The organism is Kitasatospora sp. NPDC057595 (assembly GCF_042800875.1).
Taxonomy (GTDB): Bacteria; Actinomycetota; Actinomycetes; order Streptomycetales; family Streptomycetaceae; genus Kitasatospora.
In genome coordinates this window covers 106176-126271 of record NZ_JBHVGL010000013.1, presented here as the reverse complement: position 1 = coordinate 126271, position 20096 = coordinate 106176, and the positions used below count along the sequence as shown (strand labels likewise).

Here is a 20096-nt window from a genome sequence, read left to right as displayed (position 1 = left end):
GGGCTGCTCAGGTGTTCGGCGACAGGATGAAGAGCGGCAACACCCGCCGCCGCGGCACCTCGCCGATCGCGTCCAGCGCCGCGCGGATCTCCCGCAGATGGCCGACGGTCAGCTGCAACGGGACCTCGTGCGGCTGGTAGGTGTACCGGATCGGGTAGTCCACCCCCGGCTTCACGCTCATCTCGATGTGGCAGCCGAGCACATGGGTGACCGTCCGGGCCTCGCAGAAGTCGATCAGCCGGCGGATCGACCGGCCGAACGCCGCCCAGTCCTGGATGTAGAGCCGCCCCGGGTACACCGTGTCTCCGGTGAGCAGGAACCCCGTCCACGGGTCGTGGAAGGTCACCGCCGCCTCGTGGTGCCCCGGCGTCGCCAGGCACTCCAGCACCCGGCCCCCGAGGTCCACCCGGGCCACGGCGTCGGCGTCCCGGTCGAACCCGAAGAACGCCCAGGCCGTGGTCCGGTCCGCGGGCACCAGCCGGGTGTCCGGCCGGTCCGCGAACTGCCCGTCCCCCGCGACGTGGTCCCCGTGCCCGTGGGTGTGCAGCACCAGCAGCTCGTACCCGTCCCTCGGGTTGCGCTCCAGCCAGTCCGCGACGAGCCCGTCGACGGTCTCCCGCAGCGGGAAGTACTCCGCGGAGGCGGTGGCCCCGGTGTCGATCAGCACCGCCCGCTCGTTGCCGAACAGCAGGAACAGGAACGGCGCCTCGTAGTTCACCGCCATGTTCTGCCGCAGCACGAAGGTGTGCTCGTCGTACTCGTGCACCTGGATGTCCGGATCGGTGTTGTGCTTCGCCGACTCCGACCCGTGGATCCACCGCACGTCCAGTCCCCGCACCCGCGGAGCCGTGCCACCGAAATCGATCGGCGAAGTCCCCATGCCGTCCCCCGTCCCGCTGCCCGGACCATCCCCTCCGGCGACGCTACCACCACGCCGGGACGGACCTGCGGAAAGGCCGGTGGGCCGCCGCGCCCACGGCACGGCGGCCCACCGGGGAGAACCGCTCGGCGACTACAGGTACAGCCCGGTCGAGCCCTCGGTGTCGCCGAAGCGCATCGCGGCGACGGCGTGCAGGTCGCGCTCGCGCAGCAGGACGTAGGTGGCGCCGCGGACCTCGACCTCCAGCTTGTCCTCGGGGTCGTAGAGCACCCGGTCACCGGGCTCCACGGAGCGCACGCTCTGGCCGACGGCGACCGCCTCGGCCCAGGCGCAGCGCTTGGAGATCTCCGCGGTCGCCGGGATCAGGATGCCGCCGGTGGAGCGGCGCTCGCCCTCGCCGGCCTCGGTCTTCACCAGCACGCGGTCGTGCAGCATCTTGATCGGCAGCTTCTCGCCGAGCCGGTCGTGACGCGGCGCGTCGCCCGCGCCGGGCAGGGACTGCTGGGTCGGTTCGTCGTTCGTACTCACGACCCCGAAGGTACCGCTCCCGGGCGCGGCGTGTGACGCCAGCCCGGTGCCGCGGGCGGACCGGCGGACCGGCGCGGGCCGGGCAGCGGCTGCCCGGCCCGGGAGGTGCGGTCGTGACTCAGCGCTTGCGGCGCCTGCGCGCCGAGGCGACCAGCAGCACCAGGCCGACGCCGACCAGCGCGGCCGGGACGATCCGCTCCTTGCGCGGCTGCCCCTTCTCGTCCACGAACTGCGCGCGGGCCTGCTCCACCAGACCGCTCGCGGCCACGTACGCCCGGCCGGCCTTCTCCTCGACGGCGGCCACGGCCTTCGCCTTGACCTGGGCGGAGATGGTGGTCGGGTGCACGCGCACGGCGAGCTCGTCCAGCGTCGCCGCCAGCTGGGTGCGGGTCCGGGAGATGTCCGCCTCGATCTGGGCGGTCGTCCGCGCCGACTTGTCCGTACTGCTCGCCTCGCCCACTCGGGCCACCCCATTCACGATGTTCGTCCTGTGCGACTGACCCAGTGTGTCAGCTGCCACGCGGGGCCGCGCGGCCCCACCCACCATCGGAGGTAAGTTTGCCGTGGTACGACCGCCCGTCCAGCACCAGGAGAAACCCCGTGAGTGAGCGTCTCCAGCCCGGTGACACCGCGCCCGCCTTCACCCTGCCCGACGCCGACGGCAACGAGGTGTCCCTCGCCGGCCACCTCGGCCGCAAGGTGATCGTCTACTTCTACCCGGCCGCGCTCACCCCCGGCTGCACCAAGCAGGCCTGCGACTTCACCGACAACCTGGAGGTCTTCTCCGGCGCCGGGTACGACGTCATCGGCATCTCGCCGGACAAGCCGGAGAAGCTCGGCAAGTTCCGCGAGGCCGAGGACCTCAAGGTCACCCTGCTCTCCGACCCGGAGAAGAAGGTGCTGGAGGCCTACGGCGCGTTCGGCGAGAAGAAGCTGTACGGCAAGACCGTCACCGGCGTGATCCGCTCCACCGTGATCGTGGACGAGCAGGGCAAGGTCGAGCACGCGCTGTACAACGTCAAGGCGACCGGCCACGTGGCCAAGCTGCTGCGCGACCTCAAGGTCGAGGCGGCCTGACGCGCCGTCCGGACACGGCGGCGGCGCGTGACACTTCGTCACCGCCGTGTCCCGGTGCTGTCCGCGCTCTGCCCGGAACCTGTCGGAGGGACCCCGGCGCCCCCTAGCGTTCTGTTCCACCGGGCGCCAGCGGCCCGGGCCCGTCCTTGTCAGGGGAGCAGAGCCGTGCAGAGTGCCAGATCCGTGTCCACCGCCCGTGTCGCCGTCGCCGGCGCGATCGTCGCGGCGCTCGCGCTGACGGCCTGCGGGCCGGAGAACGACGACACCGCCGCACCGCCGCCGGCCACCGCGACGGCGCAACCGACCGCTCAGCCGACTGCCACCGCCACCGCGACCGCGACCGCGACCGCGACCGCTCAGCCGACCACGACCGCGACCACGACCGCCAAGCCCTCCTCCCCGGCCCCGGCCGGCAAGCGGCAGGTGGTCGGGCCCATGACGGCCGGCGGGCTGGCCAAGACCATCGGCCAGGACGCGGTCTCCGACGTCGCCGTCGACCCGGGCGAGATGCGCGACAACATGCACATGGTGCTCGCGAACTACGACCGCCCCGGGCAGACCTCCGGCCGCCGGATCCTGCTGATCGCCGTCGACAACATCCCCGAGGACCCGGCCAAGCGCCGCGAGCACCTCTGGCGCGGCATGATCGACTACGCCCTGCAGAACGGTTCGACCGGCACCCCGACCACCGCCACCCCGTTCGCCGCCGGACCGCTGGGCGGCTCGCTGGAGTGCCTGAAGCTGCCGGAGGCGCCCACCACCGACGTCGTCTGCGGCTGGTCCGACGCCTCCACCGCCGGCGTCGCGCTGTTCCCGAGGACCACTCCGGCCGAGGCGGCCGCCCTGTTCGCCAAGATGCGCGGCGACATCGAGAAGTAGGCCCGCGACGGAACCGGAAGAGCAGCGGTGGCGGCGCACCCCCCGACCGGGTGCACCGCCACCGCCGTCTCTCACCTCAGGCGACCGCTGTCATCAGCAGGCGCCGAGGTCGCTCCAGACACCCCAAGAGCCGCTGGCGCTCGGGTCGTCGCCCTTGGTCCACCACTTGTTCTGGTAGTAGTGGCCCTTCCAGGAGACCTTGGTCGGGGTGGCGTAGGTGGTGCCCGCGTCCCAGCTCGGCGCACCCGCGCAACCGGCCGGCGTGGTCGGCGGCGTCGTGGGCGGAGTGGTCGGCGGCGTGGTGGGCGGGGTGGTCGGCGGCGTCGTGGGAGGCGTCGTCGGCGGGGTGGTCGGCGGCGTGGTGGGCGGGGTCGTACCGCCGTCCACCGCACCGCGGGTCAGGTCGCCCTTGAGGCCGTACAGCGTGCCGCCCACGTTGACCGTCCAGTTGGACGGGGTCGACACCGGCAGGTAGTAGACGAAGTCCATGTCGATCGACGCGCCCGGCGCGAGCGACTGCCAGCCCGGCAGCTTCACCGAGACCCGGTTGTAGGTGCCCTTGAGGCCGCCCACGTTGCCGGTGCCGGTGTGGTCCTGCCGGATGACGGTCAGGCCGAAGCCGGACTGGTCCTTGGCGTTGCCCGGGGCCGAGTTGCTGTAGTCGAACTGGAACTCGGTGCCGCCCGGCAGGGTCGTCGTCGAGTTGTTGACGATGTGGATCTTCGGGTTGATCGGGTAGTTCGAGTCGCCCAGCGCGAAGTTGGTGAACGACACGTCGATCGGCAGGGTCTGCTGCGGCAGCGCGATCGTCGAGCGGGTCGCGCCGTACGGCGAGGAGGCCTTGAACTTGTCGTACATCAGCGAGGTCAGCGTGTCGCCGGGCACGTACTGGCCCTTGCCGCCGTTGGCGGTGGCGTCCCACTTGTAGTCGCCCGCGAGCTCCCAGATCATCGTGCCGCCGGCACCCTGGTTGACGATGTAGTCGGCCTTGGCGGCGATCGACTGCTCGTCCTCGGTGGACAGATAGACCTTCTTGCTGTCGTTCCACAGCCACGGCGCCACCAGGGTGGAGCTGTAGTTGCGGACGTAGCTGCCCTGCAGGGCGGTGTCGGTCACGCCGTACTTGGAGAGGTAGTCGGGCACGATGCCCTTCTCCAGGTTCTTGGCGTGCCACATCGGGTTCGACCCGGCCGGGGACTCCTTGCCCGCGTCGTCCTTGTCGTTCCAGATGTTGTCGATGCCGACCGCGCCGTCACCGCACGCGGTCAGGCCGGAGCCGACCGGGCAGGTGGTCGCGGCGGCGGTGCCCCAGAGGCCGTTGGTGCCGCCCTGGACGTTCTTGAAGCCGCGGGTGTAGTACGGCAGGCCGACGTTGATCCGGCCGGCCGGCATCGCACCGCGGAAGTAGTGGTACGACCAGTCGGCGTTCAGGTAGCCGATGCCGCCGTACTGGCCGGTGCCGTAGACGTTGGCCGCCGCCAGCTCGCCGTCCTTGCCGTCGTCGAACAGCGCGGCGTTCGGACCGACGTACTTGTTCCAGGACCCGTGCAGGTCGTACGACATGATGTCGACGTAGTCCAGGTACTGCGCGATCTGGAACGTCTCCATGCCGCGCAGCAGGTAGCCGGAGGACGGAGCTGCGACCGAGAGCAGGTAGTGCTTGCCGTCGGCGGCGCCGGCCCGGTCCAGCTTCTCGCGCAGCGTCTTCATCAGCGCCGCGTAGCCCTTGGCCAGCGAGGCGCGCTTGCCGTTGGCGAGCTGCCAGTCCAGCGGGTTGCCGGCGTCCTTCATCGAGGTCGGGTACTCGTAGTCGACGTCGACGCCGTTGAAGCCGTACTTCTTGATGAAGTCGACGGCCGAGTTGGCGAAGGTGTCGATGCCCGCCTGGTTGACGCTGCCGTCCGGGTTGACGGTCATCGAGTAGAAGCCGCCGGAGTTGACGCGCTTGCCGTCGTCCCCGAAGTACCCACCGGTCTCGGTCCAACCGCCCACCGAGATCATCGTCTTGACGTTCGGGTACTGCTTCTTGTACTTCGTCAGCAGGTTGAAGTGCCCCTTGTAGGGCAGCGACGGGTCGAGCTCGGCGCCCGGCACCCCGGGGAAGGACATCCCGGTGGCCGCGTTCTTCTCGTTGTCCGTGCCGACCGACAGCTTGTTGTCGGAACCAACGTGGGCGAACGCGTAGTTGAGGTGGGTGACCTTGTCCCACGGGATGTCGCTGACCAGGTACGGCTTGGTGCCGTCCTGGCCGGTGCGCCAGCTCGTGAAGTAGCCGATGATGCGGCGCTGGTGGTCCGCGCCCATCTTCTCGCGGCCGTTGGTGTCGTAGACGCTGCAGTACGGGACGTCGACACCGGGCGTGGTGTAGAGGCCGTCGGGCCGACACGCGGCGTTGTCGACGGTGGCGGACGCCTGGGAGGGCGCCGCACCCAGCGTGGCCACCAGCAGGCCGGCCATCGCGGCACCCGCCAGCGCGGCCAGGCCGGCGCGGGCCGCCGGGCTCGTGGAACGACGGGCAGCGGTGGGACGCCGCTCCGCCGTGGATCGGATCAACACTCGGTCCTCCGGGCAGAGTGCCGGCGCGTGCCTGTGGGGGAGCACGCACGTGGGGGAAAGCAGATTGGCGCCGAAGCTATGTGGTCTGAACCACATAGGTCAATAGGTCTGGACCAATTGGTAATCATTTCCCCAACATCCCCGGTCGAACGGCCTCCTGCCGGCACCGCCCTGACGCCCCACCAACCCCACCCGCCCCACCTCCCTCCGGCCACCCCGTGACCGAACGCCCCGCCACTCGTTCACCCCCACGGGGACGGGGCCCGCACGCGCCCGGAGGGGGAACGCCATGGCCGTCGAATACACCCGCGAACTGCTCGCGCACGTCGCGTCGACCGCCGCGTCGCTCGACGAGATGCTGATCGCGCTCGGCAAGGAGCCGGACACCGACCGCCGCAAGTACCTGCGCCGCAAGCTGACCGCGTTCGGCGTCGACACCTCGCACTTCCGCCCGACCGGGAGCGTCTACACCCGCGAGCTCCTCCAGGAGGCCGTCGACGCCTCGCACAGCGTCGCCGGCGTGGTGCGCCACCTGCGTCTGCGGCAGGCCGGCGGCACGCAGGCACACATCGGGCGCCGGATCAAGGCTCTCGGCATCGACACCTCGCACTTCACCGGGCAGGCCCACAGCCGCGGCAAGCGTTCGGCGCGACGACTCTCCCCCGAGGACGTCCTGGTCCAGCGCCCGCCGGACGCGAAGCGGCTGCCCGGCTCCCGCATCCGCCTGGCGCTGGCCGAACTGGGCCGGCCGGAACTGTGCGCGGGCTGCGGCACCGGGCCCGAGTGGCGGGGCCGCCCGCTCACCCTGGAGGTGGATCACGTCAACGGAGACTGGTCCGACAACCGCCCGGACAACCTCCGACTGCTCTGCCCGAACTGTCATGCCGTCACGGACACCTACTGCGGACGGAACAAGAACCGCCGGACGGAGTCCGCCGGCCATGCCCGCCGAGGCCGCCCGACGAGCCGGAATGACGGTGTCCCCGCACCCCGCGAGCGCCTAGACTGAAGGCCTTGCGGCCTTGGCGAAAGGGCAGCCGCGCGGGTTTTAGGTGCCCGTGGGAGAAATCCCGTGAGGGTTCGAATCCCTCAGGCCGCACCAGCCTTAAAATCGAAGGCCCGCCCCGGAGTGATCTCCGGGGCGGGCCTTCGTGTCGGCCGGGGGTCAGCCGATCAGGTCCTTCACCACCGGGGCGAGGGCGCGGAAGGCCTGGCCGCGGTGGCTGATGGCGTTCTTCTCCGCGGGGGTGAGTTCGGCGCAGGTGCGGGTCCCGCCGAGGGGCTGGAGGATCGGGTCGTAGCCGAAGCCGCCGTCGCCCGCCGGGGCGGTGCGCAGGGTGCCGAGGAGGCGGCCCTCGACGACGCGCTCGGTGCCGTCGGGGAGCGCGAGGGCGGCGGCGCAGAAGAAGTGGGCGCCGCGGTGCTCGGCGGCGATGTCGGAGAGCTGGGCGAGCAGGAGGTCGAGGTTGGCGCGGTCGTCGCCGTGCTTGCCGGACCAGCGCGCGGAGAAGATGCCCGGGGCGCCGTTCAGCACGTCCACGCACAGGCCGGAGTCGTCGGCGACGGCCGGCAGGCCGGTGGCGCGGGCCAGGGCGTGTGCCTTGAGCAGGGCGTTCTCGGCGAAGGTGACGCCGGTCTCGGGGACGTCGGGGATCTCCGGGTAGGCGTCGGCCCCGACCAGTTCGACGTCCAGGCCGGCGTCGCCGAGGATGTCACGCAGTTCGGCGACCTTGTGCTGGTTACGGGTGGCGAGGATGAGTCGAGTGGTCATGGATCCACCCTAAACCGAGCAAACCGCGCGATCCGGCGCCGTCCCGGGTGAAGCCGTGTCAGCCGGTGCAGACCTTGGTGAGGTTCGAGGCGGCGTCACCCAGCGGCTTGAAGTCCGGCACCTGCTTGTTGTTGACCGCCTGCTGGACCTTGTCGACCTGGGTGCCGAGGTCGGTGATGGCCTGGGCGACGTCGGTGTCCTTGGAGTTCTTGCCCAGCTGGTCGAGGTCGTTCTTCAGCTTCTGCAGCGCCTCGCCGGCGGCGGCCGCGTCGTTGCTCGCGTTGTTGTAGGCGCTGCTGACCTCGTTGATGTCGCCGGTGATCTTCACGGCGGTGTTCCCGCAGTCGATCGCCTTCTGGGCGGCGGAGCAACTGACCGCGCTGAGCGGGAGGATGGCGATCAGGCCGGCCACGGCGAGCATGGTGGGGCGGGCGATGCTCTGGGGCATCCGGTCCTCCTCGGTGCGCGGGTATCCGGAAGGGAAGGACGCGCGCTGAGGGGTGCGCGGTTCCCGCAACGGGTGCTGCCGGAACCGTACGGGCTCCGGACCCGGCCTGTACAGCGGCCTGGCCCGGAGCCCGGGGATTTCCGGAAACCGAAGCGGAACCGGTACCTCAGGGGGTAAAAGGCGTGCCCCCGGCGTCAGCCCTCCAGCTCACCGAGGACCTTGCGCTGGACCTCGTCGAGCTCGGCGCAGCCGAGGGTGCCGAGGTCGAGCAGCTGGTCGAGCAGCGCGCGGTCGAAGGGCGCGCCCTCGGCGGTGCCCTGGACCTCGACGAAGCGGCCGTCGGAGGTGCAGACGATGTTCATGTCGGTCTCGGCGCGGACGTCCTCCTCGTACTGGAGGTCGAGCATCGGGACGCCGTCGATGATGCCGACGCTGACGGCGCTGACGCCGCCGGTGATCGGCTTGCCCTTGGCGCGCAGCAGCTTGCGCTCGCGGGCCCAGCCGACGGCGTCGACGAGCGCGACATAGGCGCCGGTGATGGCGGCGGTGCGGGTGCCGCCGTCGGCCTGGAGGACGTCGCAGTCGAGGACGATGGTGTTCTCGGCGAGCGCGCGGTGGTCGACCACGGCGCGCAGCGAGCGGCCGATGAGCCGGCTGATCTCGTGGGTGCGGCCGCCGAGCCGGCCCTTGACGGATTCGCGGTCGCCGCGGGTGTTGGTGGCCCGCGGGAGCATGGAGTACTCGGCGGTGACCCAGCCCTCGCCGCTGCCCTTGCGCCAGCGCGGGACGCCCTCGGTGACGCTGGCGGTGCACAGCACCTTGGTGTCGCCGTAGGAGATGAGGACGGAGCCTTCGGCGTGCTTGCTCCAGCCCCGTTCGATGGTGACGGGGCGGAGCTGGTCGGGGGTGCGGCCGTCGATGCGTGACATAGGCACCGAGCGTAGTCGGTTTCGGCCGGTGCTCCGGGTACGCCCCGAGGCGTCCCGAGGCGTCCGGGTCTGCCCGGACGGACCGCTCCCGGTGCCCGGACGTACCGCGGCCCGCCGCCCCGGTGGGGTCGGCGGGCCGCGGGAGCGAGCCTGGTGGGCTCAGCTCACATCATGTCCTCGATGTCGGCGGCGATCGGGTCGGCGTCGGTGCCGATGACGACCTGGATCGCGGTGCCCATCTTCACGACGCCGTGGGCGCCGGCGGCCTTCAGCGCGGCCTCGTTGACCAGGGAGGCGTCCTTGACCTCGGTGCGCAGGCGGGTGATGCAGCCCTCGACCTCTTCGATGTTGTCGATGCCGCCCAGACCGGCGACGATCTTCTCAGCCTTGCTGGCCATTGCTTTCTCCCTCTGTCTCGGCCCGTCGGCTGCTCTGCCGGGTGCCGTCCTGCGCGGTGACCTCGGTCGCGGTGACGCGGGGTCAGTGGTCGGTCGTGCCGTGGCGTGCTGCCGGAGCAGCGCGACCAGCATGACCCGAGCCGAACCGATATGCCACGTTAGTCCACTTTTGGCCCATTTCGGCGCGCATCCCCCGGACCGACGTCCGAGGATGACGAGCAGTGGGGCCGTCTCCCGGCGCGCGGCCTGCGTCCCAAAAGTGGTCTACACCAATATATGTGTACTCCGATGAACGCAGGAAGGGCCCCGGGTGTTCCCGGCCCCGCCCCCGGGCCCCGGCGGGGCCCGTCGGCCGGCCACCGCACCCGGAGGGCGAATGATGAGTTCGGCAGGCGCCACGGCACCGCAGGCGACGTGGTGGCACACCTTCTACGGCGGCCTCCAGAAGATGGGCCGCTCGCTCCAGCTGCCGGTGGCGGTGCTCCCCGCCGCCGGCATCCTCAACCGGCTCGGACAGCCCGACGTCTTCGGCAAGGACGGGCTGGGCTGGGACAACGTGGCCAAGGTGTTCGCGGCGGCCGGCGGCGCGCTGCTGGACTCCTCGTTCGGCCTGCCCATCCTGTTCTGCATCGGCGTCGCGATCGGCATGGCGAAGAAGGCCGACGGGTCGACGGCGCTGGCCGCGGTGGTCGGGTTCCTCGTCTACTACCGGGTGCTGCACGCCTTCCCGGAGCACTGCAAGCCGCCGACCGTCCTGGTGAGCGACCAGTGCGTGGACTACACCTCGGCGAAGGCGGCGGCCGCGACGTACCAGAACCCCGGCGTGCTGGGCGGCATCCTGCTCGGCCTGATGTCGGCCTGGCTCTGGGTACGGTTCCACCGCACCAAACTGGTCGACTGGCTGGGCTTCTTCAACGGCCGCCGCCTGGTGCCGATGATCACCGCGCTGGTCGGCATGCTGCTGGCCGTCGTGGCGGTCTGGGTCTGGCCGCCGATCGGCCGCGGGCTGAACTCCTTCAGCCAGACCCTCGCCGACCTGGGCGCGGGCGGTGCGGGAATCTTCGGCGTGGCCAACCGGGCCCTGCTGCTGATCGGCATGCACCAGCTGCTGAACACCTTCGTCTGGTTCCAGTTCGGCGAGTACACCAAGCCCGACGGCATGATCGTGCACGGCGACATCCCGCGCTTCCTGGCGGGCGACCCGACCGCCGGACAGTTCCAGTCGGGCTTCTTCCCGATCATGATGTTCGCGCTGCCGGCCGCCGCGCTGGCGATCGCCCACTCGGCGAAGCCGCACCGGCGCAAGGAGATCTACGGCCTGATGCTCTCGGTCGGCCTGACCTCCTTCGTGACCGGCGTCACCGAGCCGATCGAGTACTCCTTCGCCTACATCGCCCCGGCGCTGTACGCCGTGCACGCGCTGCTGACCGGCGCGTCGATGGCCGTCACCTGGGGGCTGGGGGTGCACGACGGCTTCAGCTTCTCGGCCGGCCTGATCGACTACGTGATCAACTGGGGCCTGGCCACCAAGCCGTGGCTGATCATTCCCATCGGCCTCGGCTTCGCCGCCGTGTACTACGCCCTCTTCCGCTTCATCATCGTGAAATTCAACCTGAAAACGCCGGGACGCGAGGACGAGAGCGAGGTCGAGGACGTGACCAAGGCATAAACCGAGCGTCACCGCGTCGAATCCGAAAAGGCCCCCGGACCGCCCGTCCGGGGGCCTTCGCCATATCCGGGCCGGGCCGATGGTCCCGGTGCGAACGCCCACCGACGCTGCCCGGACGGGCAGTCGGTGACGAGCCGGTGACCTGCCGTGGAGCGTCCGGCCGCCCCGGCTTTTTGTTGCGCAAATAGCCAAAATGCCAATCACGGCGGGTAATCAAGATCGTTGATCCGCAAGTAGGTTTCGATTTCATAGCGCTTCTCAGCTGCGGCGCTTTCAAGGGTTCCGCCCCTCCTCCACCCGTGCTACAAAACTGGTCTACACCACGTGTGGTGTAGACCAGTTCGCGGTTCGGCCCCCTGTGCACCCTCTCCCGACCGACCCGCCCTTGCCGTTAGGAACCCACCCCCATGAGTCAGTCTGCGCAGGCACCGGCGCCCGCCACGGCTCCGGCCACACCCAGCCCCACCAAGAAGTTCGGCCAGAACCTGCTCCAGGGTCTGCAGAAGATCGGCCGCAGCCTCCAGCTGCCCATCGCCGTTCTCCCCGCCGCCGGTCTGCTGATGCGTCTGGGCCAGGACGACGTCTTCGGCAAGGACGGCCTCGGCTGGAACAAGGTGGCCGCGGTCTTCGCCACCGCGGGCAACGGCGTCTTCGACAACCTGCCGCTGCTCTTCGCGGTCGGCATCGCCATCGGCTTCGCCAAGAAGGCCGACGGCTCGACCGCCCTCGCCGCGCTGGTCGGCTTCCTGGTCTACAAGAACGTGCTGACCGCGTTCCCGATCACCGAGGGCCACATCGCCGACGGCAAGTGGGTCCCCGCGACCTACCAGAACCCCGGCGTCCTCGGCGGTATCGTGATCGGCCTGCTCAGCGCCGTGCTGTGGCAGAAGTACCACCGCACCAAGCTGGTCGACTGGCTCGGCTTCTTCAACGGCCGCCGCCTCGTCCCGATCATCATGGCCTTCGTCGGCACCGCCGTCGGTGTCGTGTTCGCCCTGACCTGGGGCCCCATCGGTGACGCGATCAAGAGCCTGAACGACACCCTGATCGGGGCCGGCGCGTTCGGCGCCGGCGCGTTCGGCCTGGTCAACCGCGGTCTGCTGCCGGTCGGCATGCACCAGTTCGTGAACTCCTACGCCTGGTTCCAGACCGGTGACTTCACCAAGGCCGACGGCACCGTCGTGCACGGCGACCTGACCCGCTTCTTCGCCGGTGACCCGACCGCCGGACAGTTCATGTCGGGCTTCTTCCCGATCATGATGTTCGCCCTGCCGGCCGCCGCCTTCGCCATCGCCCACACCGCCAAGCCGCACCGCCGCAAGGCCGTCACCGGCATGATGCTGTCGCTGGCGCTGACCTCCTTCGTGACCGGTGTCACCGAGCCGATCGAGTTCTCCTTCGTCTTCATCGCCCCGCTGCTGTACGTGATCCACGCCCTCCTCACCGCCGTCTCGATGGCCGTGACCTGGGCGCTCGGCGTGCACGACGGCTTCACCTTCTCCGGCGGCCTGATCGACTACCTGCTCGCCTGGAGCAAGGCCACCGACCCGTGGATGATCATCCCGCTGGGCCTGGCGTTCGCCGCGCTGTACTACTTCCTGTTCCGCTTCGCGATCGTGAAGTTCGACCTCAAGACCCCCGGTCGCGAGGACGACGACGAGATCGAGGACGTCACCAAGGCCTGACGCCCGCACCACCCGCAAGCCGCTCACGGCCCCGCCCCGCCACCCGCTCCCCGGGTGGCGGGGCGGGGCCGTTCGCGTGCCCGGCCGAGGCGGTCCGCGGGCCCGCGACCGGCTCCCCGGGTGTCCACCGCGGCAGCCGCCCGCTGAGACGGTGGTTGACGGATCCACGGACCCGCTGGTCAACTGAAGCGGTGAACGCCCCCCGTCCGCTGGTGACCCGCAGCCACATCGACTTCGGTCGCGTGTGGTCCGCGGCGTGTCGCGGCTGACCCGAGCGTTCCCCCCGCCGCCGCCCGGCTGACGTCCCCGCCGCGCCCCGGCCCCCGCACCACCCCGTCACCCGCGCCCGCCCGCACCCCGGGCGGGCCGGCCCGTGCCCGCGCACACCCGCCCGCCCCGTCCCCGGGACCGTCCCCAGGACCGCGGGCCGCTCCGCGACCACCGCACGCCCCGCTTCCGTCCCAGGAAAGTCAAGGCCGCCCATGCCCCGCCAGCTGCACCTTTCCGCCGCCCTCGACAGCCCCGGCCACGTCGACGCCGCGCACTTCACCGCCCTCGCCCGGCTCGCCGAACGGGCCGCCCTCGACTTCGTCACCCTCGACGACTCCTACGCCCCCGAACCGCGGCGGCTCGACGCGCTCGCCACCTTCGCCCGGCTCGCCCCGGTCACCCAAGGCCTCGGCCTGGTCCCGACCGTCACCACCACCCACACCGAGCCGTTCCACACCTCCATCTCGGTCAACACCCTGGACTGGGTCAGCGAGGGCCGGGCCGGCTGGCTGGTCGGCGTCTCCGACACCGAGGCCGAGGCCAGGGCCTTCGGCCGCAAGGGCACCGCCCCGGCCGACGAGCTCTGGGCCGAGGCCGCCGACGCCGCCGAGGTCGCCACCCGGCTCTGGGACAGCTGGGAGGACGACGCCGAGATCCGGGACACCGCCACCGGCCGGTTCGTCGACCGCGCCAAGCTCCACCACATCGACTTCGAGGGCCCGCACTTCTCCGTCCGCGGCCCCTCCACCACCCCCCGCCCACCACAGGGCCGCCCGGTCGTCGCGGTCACCGTCACCGCCGCCGACCTCGCCCCGGACGCCGGCCCCGGCGGCCGTGCCCGGGTCACCACCGCGGCCCGCTACGCCGACGTCGTCCTGCTGGACGCCCCCGACCGGGCCACCCGGCTCACCGCCGCCACCGAACTGCGGCTGCGCGGCGGCGAGGCGCTGCGGATCCTGGCCCGGATCCCGGCCGCGCTCCCCGACGACGCCGCGACCGCCGCCCTGATCGCCGAGGTCACCGAGGGCGGCGGCGGGGTCGACGGCTTCCACCTGGTGCCCGCCGACCCGGCCCGCGACCTCGCCGCGATCGCCGACCGCGTCGTACCGGCGCTGCGCGAGCGCGGCCTGTTCCGCACCGGCTACACCGGTCGCAGCCTGCGCGAGCACCTCGGCCTGGCCCGCCCCGCCAGCCGCTACGCGCTCGCCGCGACCATCCCCACGCCCGCCTCCCCCTCCTCCCCCGCAACCCCCGTGACCGCCGAGGTGACCCGATGACGGACCGCCCGCTCAAGCAGATCCACCTCGCCGCGCACTTCCCCGGCGTCAACAACACCACCGTGTGGAGCGACCCGGCCTCCGGAAGCCAGATCGCCTTCGACTCCTTCCGCCACCTCGCCGCGACCGCCGAACGCGGCCGGTTCGACTTCTTCTTCCTCGCCGAGGGCCTGCGGCTGCGCGAGGTCAAGGGCCGGATCCACGACCTGGACGTGGTCGGCCGCCCCGAGTCGATCACCGTGCTCGGCGCGCTCGCCGCCGTCACCACCCACCTCGGGCTGGCCGCGACCGTCAACGCCACCTTCAACGAGCCCTACGAGCTGGCCCGCCGGTTCGCCTCCCTGGACCACCTGTCCGGTGGCCGCGCCGCCTGGAACGTGGTCACCTCCTCCGACGCCTTCACCGGCGAGAACTTCCGCCGCGGCGGTTACCTCGACCGCGCCGACCGCTACACCCGGGCCGCCGAGTCCGTCGCGCTGGCCCGGGCGTTCTGGGACGCGGCGGGCGAGGGGCCGGTCCGCCACCAGGGGCCGCAGTTCGACGTCGAGGGCACCCTCTCGGTACCCCGGCCGCCGCAGGGCCACCCCGTGGTGATCCAGGCCGGCGACTCCGACGAGGGCCGCGAGTTCGCCGCCGCCACCGCCGACGTGATCTTCAGCCGGCACTCCACCCTGGCCGCCGGCCAGGCCTTCCACGCGGACGTCAAGCGGCGGCTCGCCGGGTACGGGCGCAAGCCGGACGAGCTGAAGATCATGCCCGGGGTCACCTATGTGCTGGGCGACACCGAGGAGGAGGCCGTCGAACGGGCCGCCGCCATCCGCCGCGCCCAGGTGAGCCCGGCCACCGCGATCAACTACCTGGAGCAGGTCTGGGGCATCGACCTCTCCGACCACGACGTGGACGGCCCGCTGCCGGCCGTCGACCCGGTCCGCGACTCCGGCCTCGTCCAGGGCCGCACCTCGCTCGGCGACCCGCTGGAGATCGCCGCCAAGTGGCGCGCGGTGGCCGCCGAGAAGAAGCTCAGCAGCCGTGAGCTGGTGATCGAGGTGACCGGCCGGCAGAGCTTCATCGGCACCCCGCGGAGCGTCGCCGACCAGCTCGACCGGCATGTCCAGAGTGACGCCGCGGACGGCTTCATCCTCGTCCCGCACCTCACCCCGGGCGGGCTGGACGAGTTCGTCGACAAGGTGGTGCCGCTGCTCCAGGAGCGCGGGGTGTTCCGCACCGAGTACACCGGCACGACGCTGCGCGACCACCTCGGCCTGCCGGTCCCCGGACGGCGCTGACCCCGCCCGGCGGGAACCGTCAGACCCGGCCCAGCCGGGCGGCGTGCACGCCGGCCTGGAAGCGGCTCTCCGCGCCCAGGCCGGCGGTCAGTTCGGCGACCAGCCGGCGCACCGTCCGCTCGGACAGCTCCAGCTTGCGGGCGATCGCCGCGTCGGTCCGCCCGGCCGCCAGCAGCCGCAGCACCTCACTCTGACGCTCCGTCATCACATCTCCCTCGGGCAGGAGTTCGGCAGGCGTCCAGGCCGCCGACCAGAAGTACTCGAACAGCTCGGCGACCAGCGCCACCAGTGCCGGCTCACGCACCACCACGGCCGCCTCCGCGACCGGGGCGTCCCCGCCGGGGCCGGCTCCCGGCGCCGGCAGGATCGCCAGCCGGGCGTCCACCACGATCAGCCAGAGCGGCAGCGAATGGGCCACCCGGATCCGCGCCCCGGCGGCGGTCAGCTCCCGGACGTGCCCGAGCACGGCCGGACGGCGCAGCGCGGCCACCGGGTGGATGGTGCGCAGCGCGGCGCCGTGCGCGAGGGCGAGGCGTTCGCGGGCGAGCTTGCCCGCCAGCGCCGGACCGGAGAGGTCCTGGCCGGGGCGCAGCGAGAGCGCCTCGGCGCGGGCGCCGCGGGCGGCGTCCTCCAGCAGGGCGGCGATCCGCTCGGCGCCGCGGACGACTTCCAGCGCGGTGCCGGCGCGGTGCCGTTCCTGGACGGGCAGGTAGCCGGTGTGCAGCCGGTCCACCGTGTCGCGGGCCCGGTGCAGGGCCCCGACCAGCTCGGCGACCTGCCGGTCGGCGTCGAGCAGCAGCTGCCGGACGGCGGTGTCCACGGACACTGCGGCCTCGCCGCCGGCGTGGTCGCGGGCGTGGTCGCGGGCCTGGTCCGGGGCGCGGCCGGCCGCGGCGGGCTGGAGCAGGCCGAGGGCGAGGAGCTCGGCGGTGGCGGCGGCGATCCGGTGTTCGTCCCAGTCGGGGAGCAATCCGGCGGGCGGGCGGCCGGGTTCGGCGAGCAGAAGGGCGTAGAGCCGGGTGGCGTCCCGGTCGGCGGGGCTCTCCATCGGCGCAGCCTAGTGACGGCCCGGGTCCGTGCGCCCGGGGTTTCCACCCTGCGAGACGGGCCGCTTCCGCTCCCGGTCATGGCCGGTTCCGGCAGCGCTCCGAGCGCTGACCGGCGGCGGTCCGGTGGTCAGGATGGCGCCCATGACCGCTCTTCCCGAGGCTTCGACGATCTGGCTGGACGGCGCGCTGGTGCCCTGGCACGCGGCGACCACGCACGTCCTCTCCCACGGCCTGCACTACGGCACCGGGGTGCTGGAGGGCACCCGGGTGTTCGCCACGGCGGACGGCCCGGCGGTGTTCCGGCTGCCCGAGCACCTGCGCCGGCTGGAGCGCAGCGCGCGCATGCTGCGGATGGAACTGCCGTACGGCGTGGACGAACTGGCCGTGGCCACCCTCGACCTGGTCCGGGCCAACGGCCACCCTTCCTGCTACCTGCGGCACTTCGCCTTCCTGGGCTACGGCACGATGGGCCTGGACATGCGGTCCGCGCCGACCGGCACGGCGATCGCGAGCTGGCCGTGGCACTCCCAACTCCCGGACGCCGAGGGCGGGATCAGGCTGAAGACGAGCAGCTGGCGGCGGACCGACCCGAACGCGGTGCCGCCCGCCGCGAAGGCGACCGGCCCCTACCTGAACTCGGTGCTGGCCCGCCGGGAGGCGACCGACGCGGGCTACGACGAGGCGCTGCTGCTCGGCCCGGACGGCGCGGTGAGCGAGTGCACCGGCGAGAACGTGTTCGCCGTCCGCGACGGGGTGCTGCGCACTCCCCCGACCAGCGCGGGCGCCCTGGAGGGGATCACCCGGGACACCCTGCTCACACTGGCCCGCGACCTGGGCGTGCCGGTGCGGGTGGAGCCGCTGCTGCGCTCGGACCTGTACACGGCGGACGAGGTGTTCGTGTGCGGGACGGCGGCCGGGGTGGTGGCGGTGCGTTCGCTGGACGACCGGGAGCTGCCGGCCGTCCCGGGAGCGCTGACCGCGCGGCTGCGGGCGGCCTACGAGGCGGCGGTGACCGGCGTGGACGGGCGCTACCGGCACTGGCTGACGTACGTGGGGTGAGCCCGACGCCGGTGCGGTGGGTCAGAGCTCGTAGACGGCGCCGGGCCGGGCGATGTCGACCGGTCCGGAGAAGGCCGCCGCCGCGTCCCGCCGGTTCAGCTCGGCGTCCGTCCACGGCGGGATGTGGGTGAGGACGAGCCGGCGGGCGTCGGCCGCGGTGGCGTGCTCGCCGGCCTCGCGGCCGTTGAGGTGGACGGCCCGGTAGGTGTCACGGCCGTCCAGGTAGGCGGCCTCGCACAGGAAGAGGTCGGTGTCCCGGGCGAGCTCGACGAGTTCGGCGCTCTCGCCGGTGTCGCCGGAGTAGACGAGGCTGCGGCCGGCGTGTTCGAGCCGGAAGGCGAAGGCGTCGACGGGGTGGTTGACCTGGGCGACGCCGATCCGGAACGGGCCGAGGTCGAAGCGGCCGGGGGTGAGGGTGCGGAACTCGAACACCTCCTTCATCCCGGGGTTCTCCGGCATGTCGTAGGCGCGGGCCATCCGGGCGGCGGTGCCGGCCGGGCCGTAGACGGGCATCGGATCCGGACAGCCCTCGGCCCGGTAGTTGCGGGCGACCCAGTAGGCGCACAGGTCGATGCAGTGGTCGGCGTGCAGGTGGCTGAGCAGCACGGCGTCGACGTCGTAGATCGAGACGTACTTCTGCAGGGCGCCGAGCGCCCCGTTGCCGAGGTCGAGCACGACGCGGTAGCCGTCGGCCTCCACCAGGTAGCTGGAGCACGGCGAGTCGGCCGACGGGAAGCTCCCCGAGCACCCCACCACGGTCAGTTTCATCCGAGCCCCTCCGCCCCGACACGTCCTGGCTGCCGCTGGTCATGACAGCGGGCCGGGAATGCCGGCCGGAGGCGCTGCCCTGCGCGTGTTGTCGAGGGTAAGGGCGGAGCGGCACTTTGCCCCCGTCTCCGTGCCGTGCTGTGGCTGGAATCACCAGAACGCCGGGGAGCCGGGGGCGGGGCGCCGCGGTGGCGCGTCAGCGGTGGCCGGGGCGCCGGCGGGCCCAGCCGCGGATGGTGTCGGGGTACCACCGGGGGTGCCCGCCGGCGTCGACCAGATCCGGTTCGGGCAGCAGGCGGTGCCGCCGGTAGGTGCGCACGGTCTCGGGCCGGACGTTGATGTGGCGGGCGATCTCGGTGTACGACCACAGGTCGGTGCTGCGGCTCACGGGTCACCTCCGCTGGTGCGTGGCGGGACGTTCGTGAACAGCCTTTCCGGGCGCCGGGCCGACCCCGGTCCCGGAGCGGGGACCGTGGTCGAACCGTGACGAACCGGAAGCAGGATGCGGACAAAACCCGGTGGTCGCGGCCGGGGCCGCGGACCGGTCAGGCCCGGCGCCGGCCCTGCGGACCGGTCAGGCCCAGAGCTGGCCCTGCAGCGCCTCGACGGCGGCCTCGGTGGACTCGGCGGTGTAGATGCCGGTGGACAGGTACTTCCAGCCGCCGTCGGCGACCACGAAGACGACGTCGGCGCGCTCGCCGGCCTGGGCGGCCTTGCGGCCCACCCCGATCGCCGCGTGCAGGATCGCCCCGGTGGAGACGCCGGCGAAGATGCCCTCCTGCTGGAGGAGTTCGCGGGTGCGCCGGACGGCGTCGGCGGAGCCGACCGAGAAGCGGGTGGTGAGCACCTCGGCGTCGTACAGCTCGGGGACGAAGCCCTCGTCGAGGTTGCGCAGGCCGTAGACGAGGTCGTCGTAGCGCGGCTCGGCGGCGACGATCCGCACCCCGGGGACCTTCTCGCGCAGGTAGCGGCCGACGCCCATGAGGGTGCCGGTGGTGCCCAGGCCGGCCACGAAGTGGGTGACGGTGGGCAGGTCGGCGAGGATCTCGGGGCCGGTGCCGGTGTAGTGGGCGCCGGCGTTGTCGGGGTTGCCGTACTGGTAGAGCATGACCCAGTCGGGGTGCTCGGCGGCGGTCTCCTTGGCGATCCGCACGGCGGTGTTGGAGCCGCCGGCGGCGGGCGAGGAGATGATCTCGGCGCCCCACATGCGCAGCAGCTCGCGCCGCTCCTCGCTGGTGTTCTCCGGCATCACGCAGACCATCCGGTAGCCCTTGAGCTTGGCCGCCATGGCCAGCGAGATGCCGGTGTTGCCGCTGGTGGGTTCGAGGATGGTGCAGCCGGGGGTGAGCCGGCCGTCGGCCTCGGCGCGCTCGATCATGTGCAGCGCCGGGCGGTCCTTGATGGAGCCGGTGGGGTTGCGGTCCTCCAGCTTGGCCCAGAGGGTGACCAGGCCCTCGCTGTTGCCGGGCACCGCGGCGGACAGCCGGGGCAGGCGGACCAGCGGGGTGTTGCCGACGGCTTCGAGCGGGCTGTCGTAACGCAAGGGGTCCTCCGGCGGGCGGCGGTG

20 protein-coding genes and 1 tRNA gene are annotated in these 20096 nt (G+C 72.1%); 9 read left to right on the top strand and 12 right to left on the bottom strand.

Annotation, left to right across the window (positions count from 1 at the left end; translation table 11 throughout):
* Window positions 1–7: 7 nt before the first annotated feature.
* The 3 genes from ACFU9E_RS20775 to ACFU9E_RS20765 form a co-directional block, all read right to left on the bottom strand.
* Complete coding sequence (locus ACFU9E_RS20775; protein WP_380686796.1) at window positions 8–823, bottom strand: MBL fold metallo-hydrolase; 816 nt, start codon at window positions 821–823, stop codon at window positions 8–10.
* A 189-nt stretch (window positions 824–1012) separates the two neighbouring features.
* The gene (locus ACFU9E_RS20770; RefSeq protein ID WP_078881937.1) at window positions 1013–1315 is read right to left on the bottom strand and encodes a co-chaperone GroES; all 303 of its coding nucleotides are present in this window, start codon (window positions 1313–1315) and stop codon (window positions 1013–1015) included.
* 211 nt (window positions 1316–1526) lie between these two features.
* Window positions 1527–1877, bottom strand: a complete 351-nt coding sequence (locus tag ACFU9E_RS20765) for a DUF3618 domain-containing protein (RefSeq protein WP_380690003.1) — start codon at window positions 1875–1877, stop codon at window positions 1527–1529.
* Between the two features lie 131 nt (window positions 1878–2008).
* Here ACFU9E_RS20765 and bcp point away from each other — a divergent pair, with 131 nt between their 5' ends.
* Both bcp and ACFU9E_RS20755 read left to right on the top strand, forming a co-directional pair.
* On the top strand, window positions 2009–2485 hold the full coding sequence (bcp, locus tag ACFU9E_RS20760) for a thioredoxin-dependent thiol peroxidase (protein WP_380690005.1): 477 nt from the start codon (window positions 2009–2011) through the stop codon (window positions 2483–2485).
* Window positions 2486–2668: 183 nt separating this feature from the next.
* Window positions 2669–3364, top strand: coding sequence for a hypothetical protein (locus ACFU9E_RS20755; RefSeq protein WP_380690007.1), 696 nt, complete (start codon window positions 2669–2671; stop codon window positions 3362–3364).
* Between the two features lie 93 nt (window positions 3365–3457).
* Here the strand turns inward: ACFU9E_RS20755 and ACFU9E_RS20750 are convergent, their stop codons facing one another.
* Window positions 3458–5821 carry a chitinase C-terminal domain-containing protein gene (locus ACFU9E_RS20750; protein WP_380688116.1) on the bottom strand — a complete coding sequence of 788 codons (2364 nt, stop codon included), beginning with the start codon at window positions 5819–5821 and terminating at the stop codon, window positions 3458–3460.
* A gap of 388 nt (window positions 5822–6209) precedes the next feature.
* Here ACFU9E_RS20750 and ACFU9E_RS20745 point away from each other — a divergent pair, with 388 nt between their 5' ends.
* Together ACFU9E_RS20745 and ACFU9E_RS20740 are read left to right on the top strand one after the other, a co-directional pair.
* Window positions 6210–6929, top strand: coding sequence for an HNH endonuclease signature motif containing protein (locus tag ACFU9E_RS20745; protein WP_380688114.1), 720 nt, complete (start codon window positions 6210–6212; stop codon window positions 6927–6929).
* Between the two features lie 7 nt (window positions 6930–6936).
* Window positions 6937–7022 (top strand) — tRNA-Leu (locus tag ACFU9E_RS20740).
* A gap of 63 nt (window positions 7023–7085) precedes the next feature.
* Here ACFU9E_RS20740 and rdgB read toward each other — a convergent pair.
* The 4 genes from rdgB to ACFU9E_RS20720 form a co-directional block, all read right to left on the bottom strand.
* On the bottom strand, window positions 7086–7691 hold the full coding sequence (gene rdgB, locus ACFU9E_RS20735; RefSeq protein WP_380688112.1) for an RdgB/HAM1 family non-canonical purine NTP pyrophosphatase: 606 nt from the start codon (window positions 7689–7691) through the stop codon (window positions 7086–7088).
* A 58-nt stretch (window positions 7692–7749) separates the two neighbouring features.
* Window positions 7750–8139, bottom strand: coding sequence for a hypothetical protein (locus ACFU9E_RS20730; protein ID WP_380688110.1), 390 nt, complete (start codon window positions 8137–8139; stop codon window positions 7750–7752).
* A 194-nt stretch (window positions 8140–8333) separates the two neighbouring features.
* A complete protein-coding gene (gene rph / locus ACFU9E_RS20725; RefSeq protein ID WP_355370628.1) occupies window positions 8334–9068 on the bottom strand; it encodes a ribonuclease PH in 735 nt (244 codons plus the stop codon).
* Between the two features lie 164 nt (window positions 9069–9232).
* Window positions 9233–9466: a glucose PTS transporter subunit EIIB gene (locus ACFU9E_RS20720; protein ID WP_063349220.1), complete on the bottom strand. Its 234-nt coding sequence runs from the start codon at window positions 9464–9466 to the stop codon at window positions 9233–9235.
* A 379-nt stretch (window positions 9467–9845) separates the two neighbouring features.
* Between ACFU9E_RS20720 and ACFU9E_RS20715 the strand changes: the two genes are divergently transcribed.
* The 4 genes from ACFU9E_RS20715 to ACFU9E_RS20700 all read left to right on the top strand — a co-directional run bounded on the left by ACFU9E_RS20715 (window position 9846) and on the right by ACFU9E_RS20700 (window position 15653).
* Complete coding sequence (locus ACFU9E_RS20715; RefSeq protein ID WP_380689403.1) at window positions 9846–11135, top strand: PTS transporter subunit EIIC; 1290 nt, start codon at window positions 9846–9848, stop codon at window positions 11133–11135.
* Between the two features lie 407 nt (window positions 11136–11542).
* A complete protein-coding gene (locus tag ACFU9E_RS20710; protein WP_380689401.1) occupies window positions 11543–12820 on the top strand; it encodes a PTS transporter subunit EIIC in 1278 nt (425 codons plus the stop codon).
* A 482-nt stretch (window positions 12821–13302) separates the two neighbouring features.
* A complete protein-coding gene (locus ACFU9E_RS20705) occupies window positions 13303–14367 on the top strand; it encodes an LLM class flavin-dependent oxidoreductase (RefSeq protein WP_380686782.1) in 1065 nt (354 codons plus the stop codon).
* Window positions 14364–15653: an NtaA/DmoA family FMN-dependent monooxygenase gene (locus ACFU9E_RS20700; RefSeq protein ID WP_380686784.1), complete on the top strand. Its 1290-nt coding sequence runs from the start codon at window positions 14364–14366 to the stop codon at window positions 15651–15653. The genes ACFU9E_RS20705 and ACFU9E_RS20700 overlap by 4 nt, the downstream gene beginning before the upstream one ends.
* A 19-nt stretch (window positions 15654–15672) precedes the next feature.
* Here ACFU9E_RS20700 and ACFU9E_RS20695 read toward each other — a convergent pair whose 3' ends face one another.
* Window positions 15673–16701 (bottom strand): LuxR C-terminal-related transcriptional regulator, encoded by a 1029-nt coding sequence (locus ACFU9E_RS20695; RefSeq protein WP_380686786.1) that lies wholly within the window; start codon window positions 16699–16701, stop codon window positions 15673–15675.
* A 142-nt stretch (window positions 16702–16843) separates the two neighbouring features.
* Between ACFU9E_RS20695 and ACFU9E_RS20690 the strand changes: the two genes are divergently transcribed.
* A complete protein-coding gene (locus tag ACFU9E_RS20690) occupies window positions 16844–17761 on the top strand; it encodes a branched-chain amino acid transaminase (RefSeq protein WP_380686788.1) in 918 nt (305 codons plus the stop codon).
* Window positions 17762–17782: 21 nt separating this feature from the next.
* On the opposite strand, the gene ACFU9E_RS20685 is transcribed toward ACFU9E_RS20690, so the two are convergent.
* The 3 genes from ACFU9E_RS20685 to ACFU9E_RS20675 all read right to left on the bottom strand — a co-directional run bounded on the left by ACFU9E_RS20685 (window position 17783) and on the right by ACFU9E_RS20675 (window position 20072).
* Entirely contained in the window at window positions 17783–18529 is a 747-nt protein-coding gene (locus ACFU9E_RS20685; protein WP_380686790.1) for an MBL fold metallo-hydrolase, read from the bottom strand.
* Between the two features lie 196 nt (window positions 18530–18725).
* Entirely contained in the window at window positions 18726–18917 is a 192-nt protein-coding gene (locus tag ACFU9E_RS20680; RefSeq protein WP_380686792.1) for a MerR family transcriptional regulator, read from the bottom strand.
* Between the two features lie 186 nt (window positions 18918–19103).
* Window positions 19104–20072 carry a PLP-dependent cysteine synthase family protein gene (locus tag ACFU9E_RS20675; RefSeq protein WP_380686794.1) on the bottom strand — a complete coding sequence of 323 codons (969 nt, stop codon included), beginning with the start codon at window positions 20070–20072 and terminating at the stop codon, window positions 19104–19106.
* Window positions 20073–20096 lie beyond the last annotated feature (24 nt).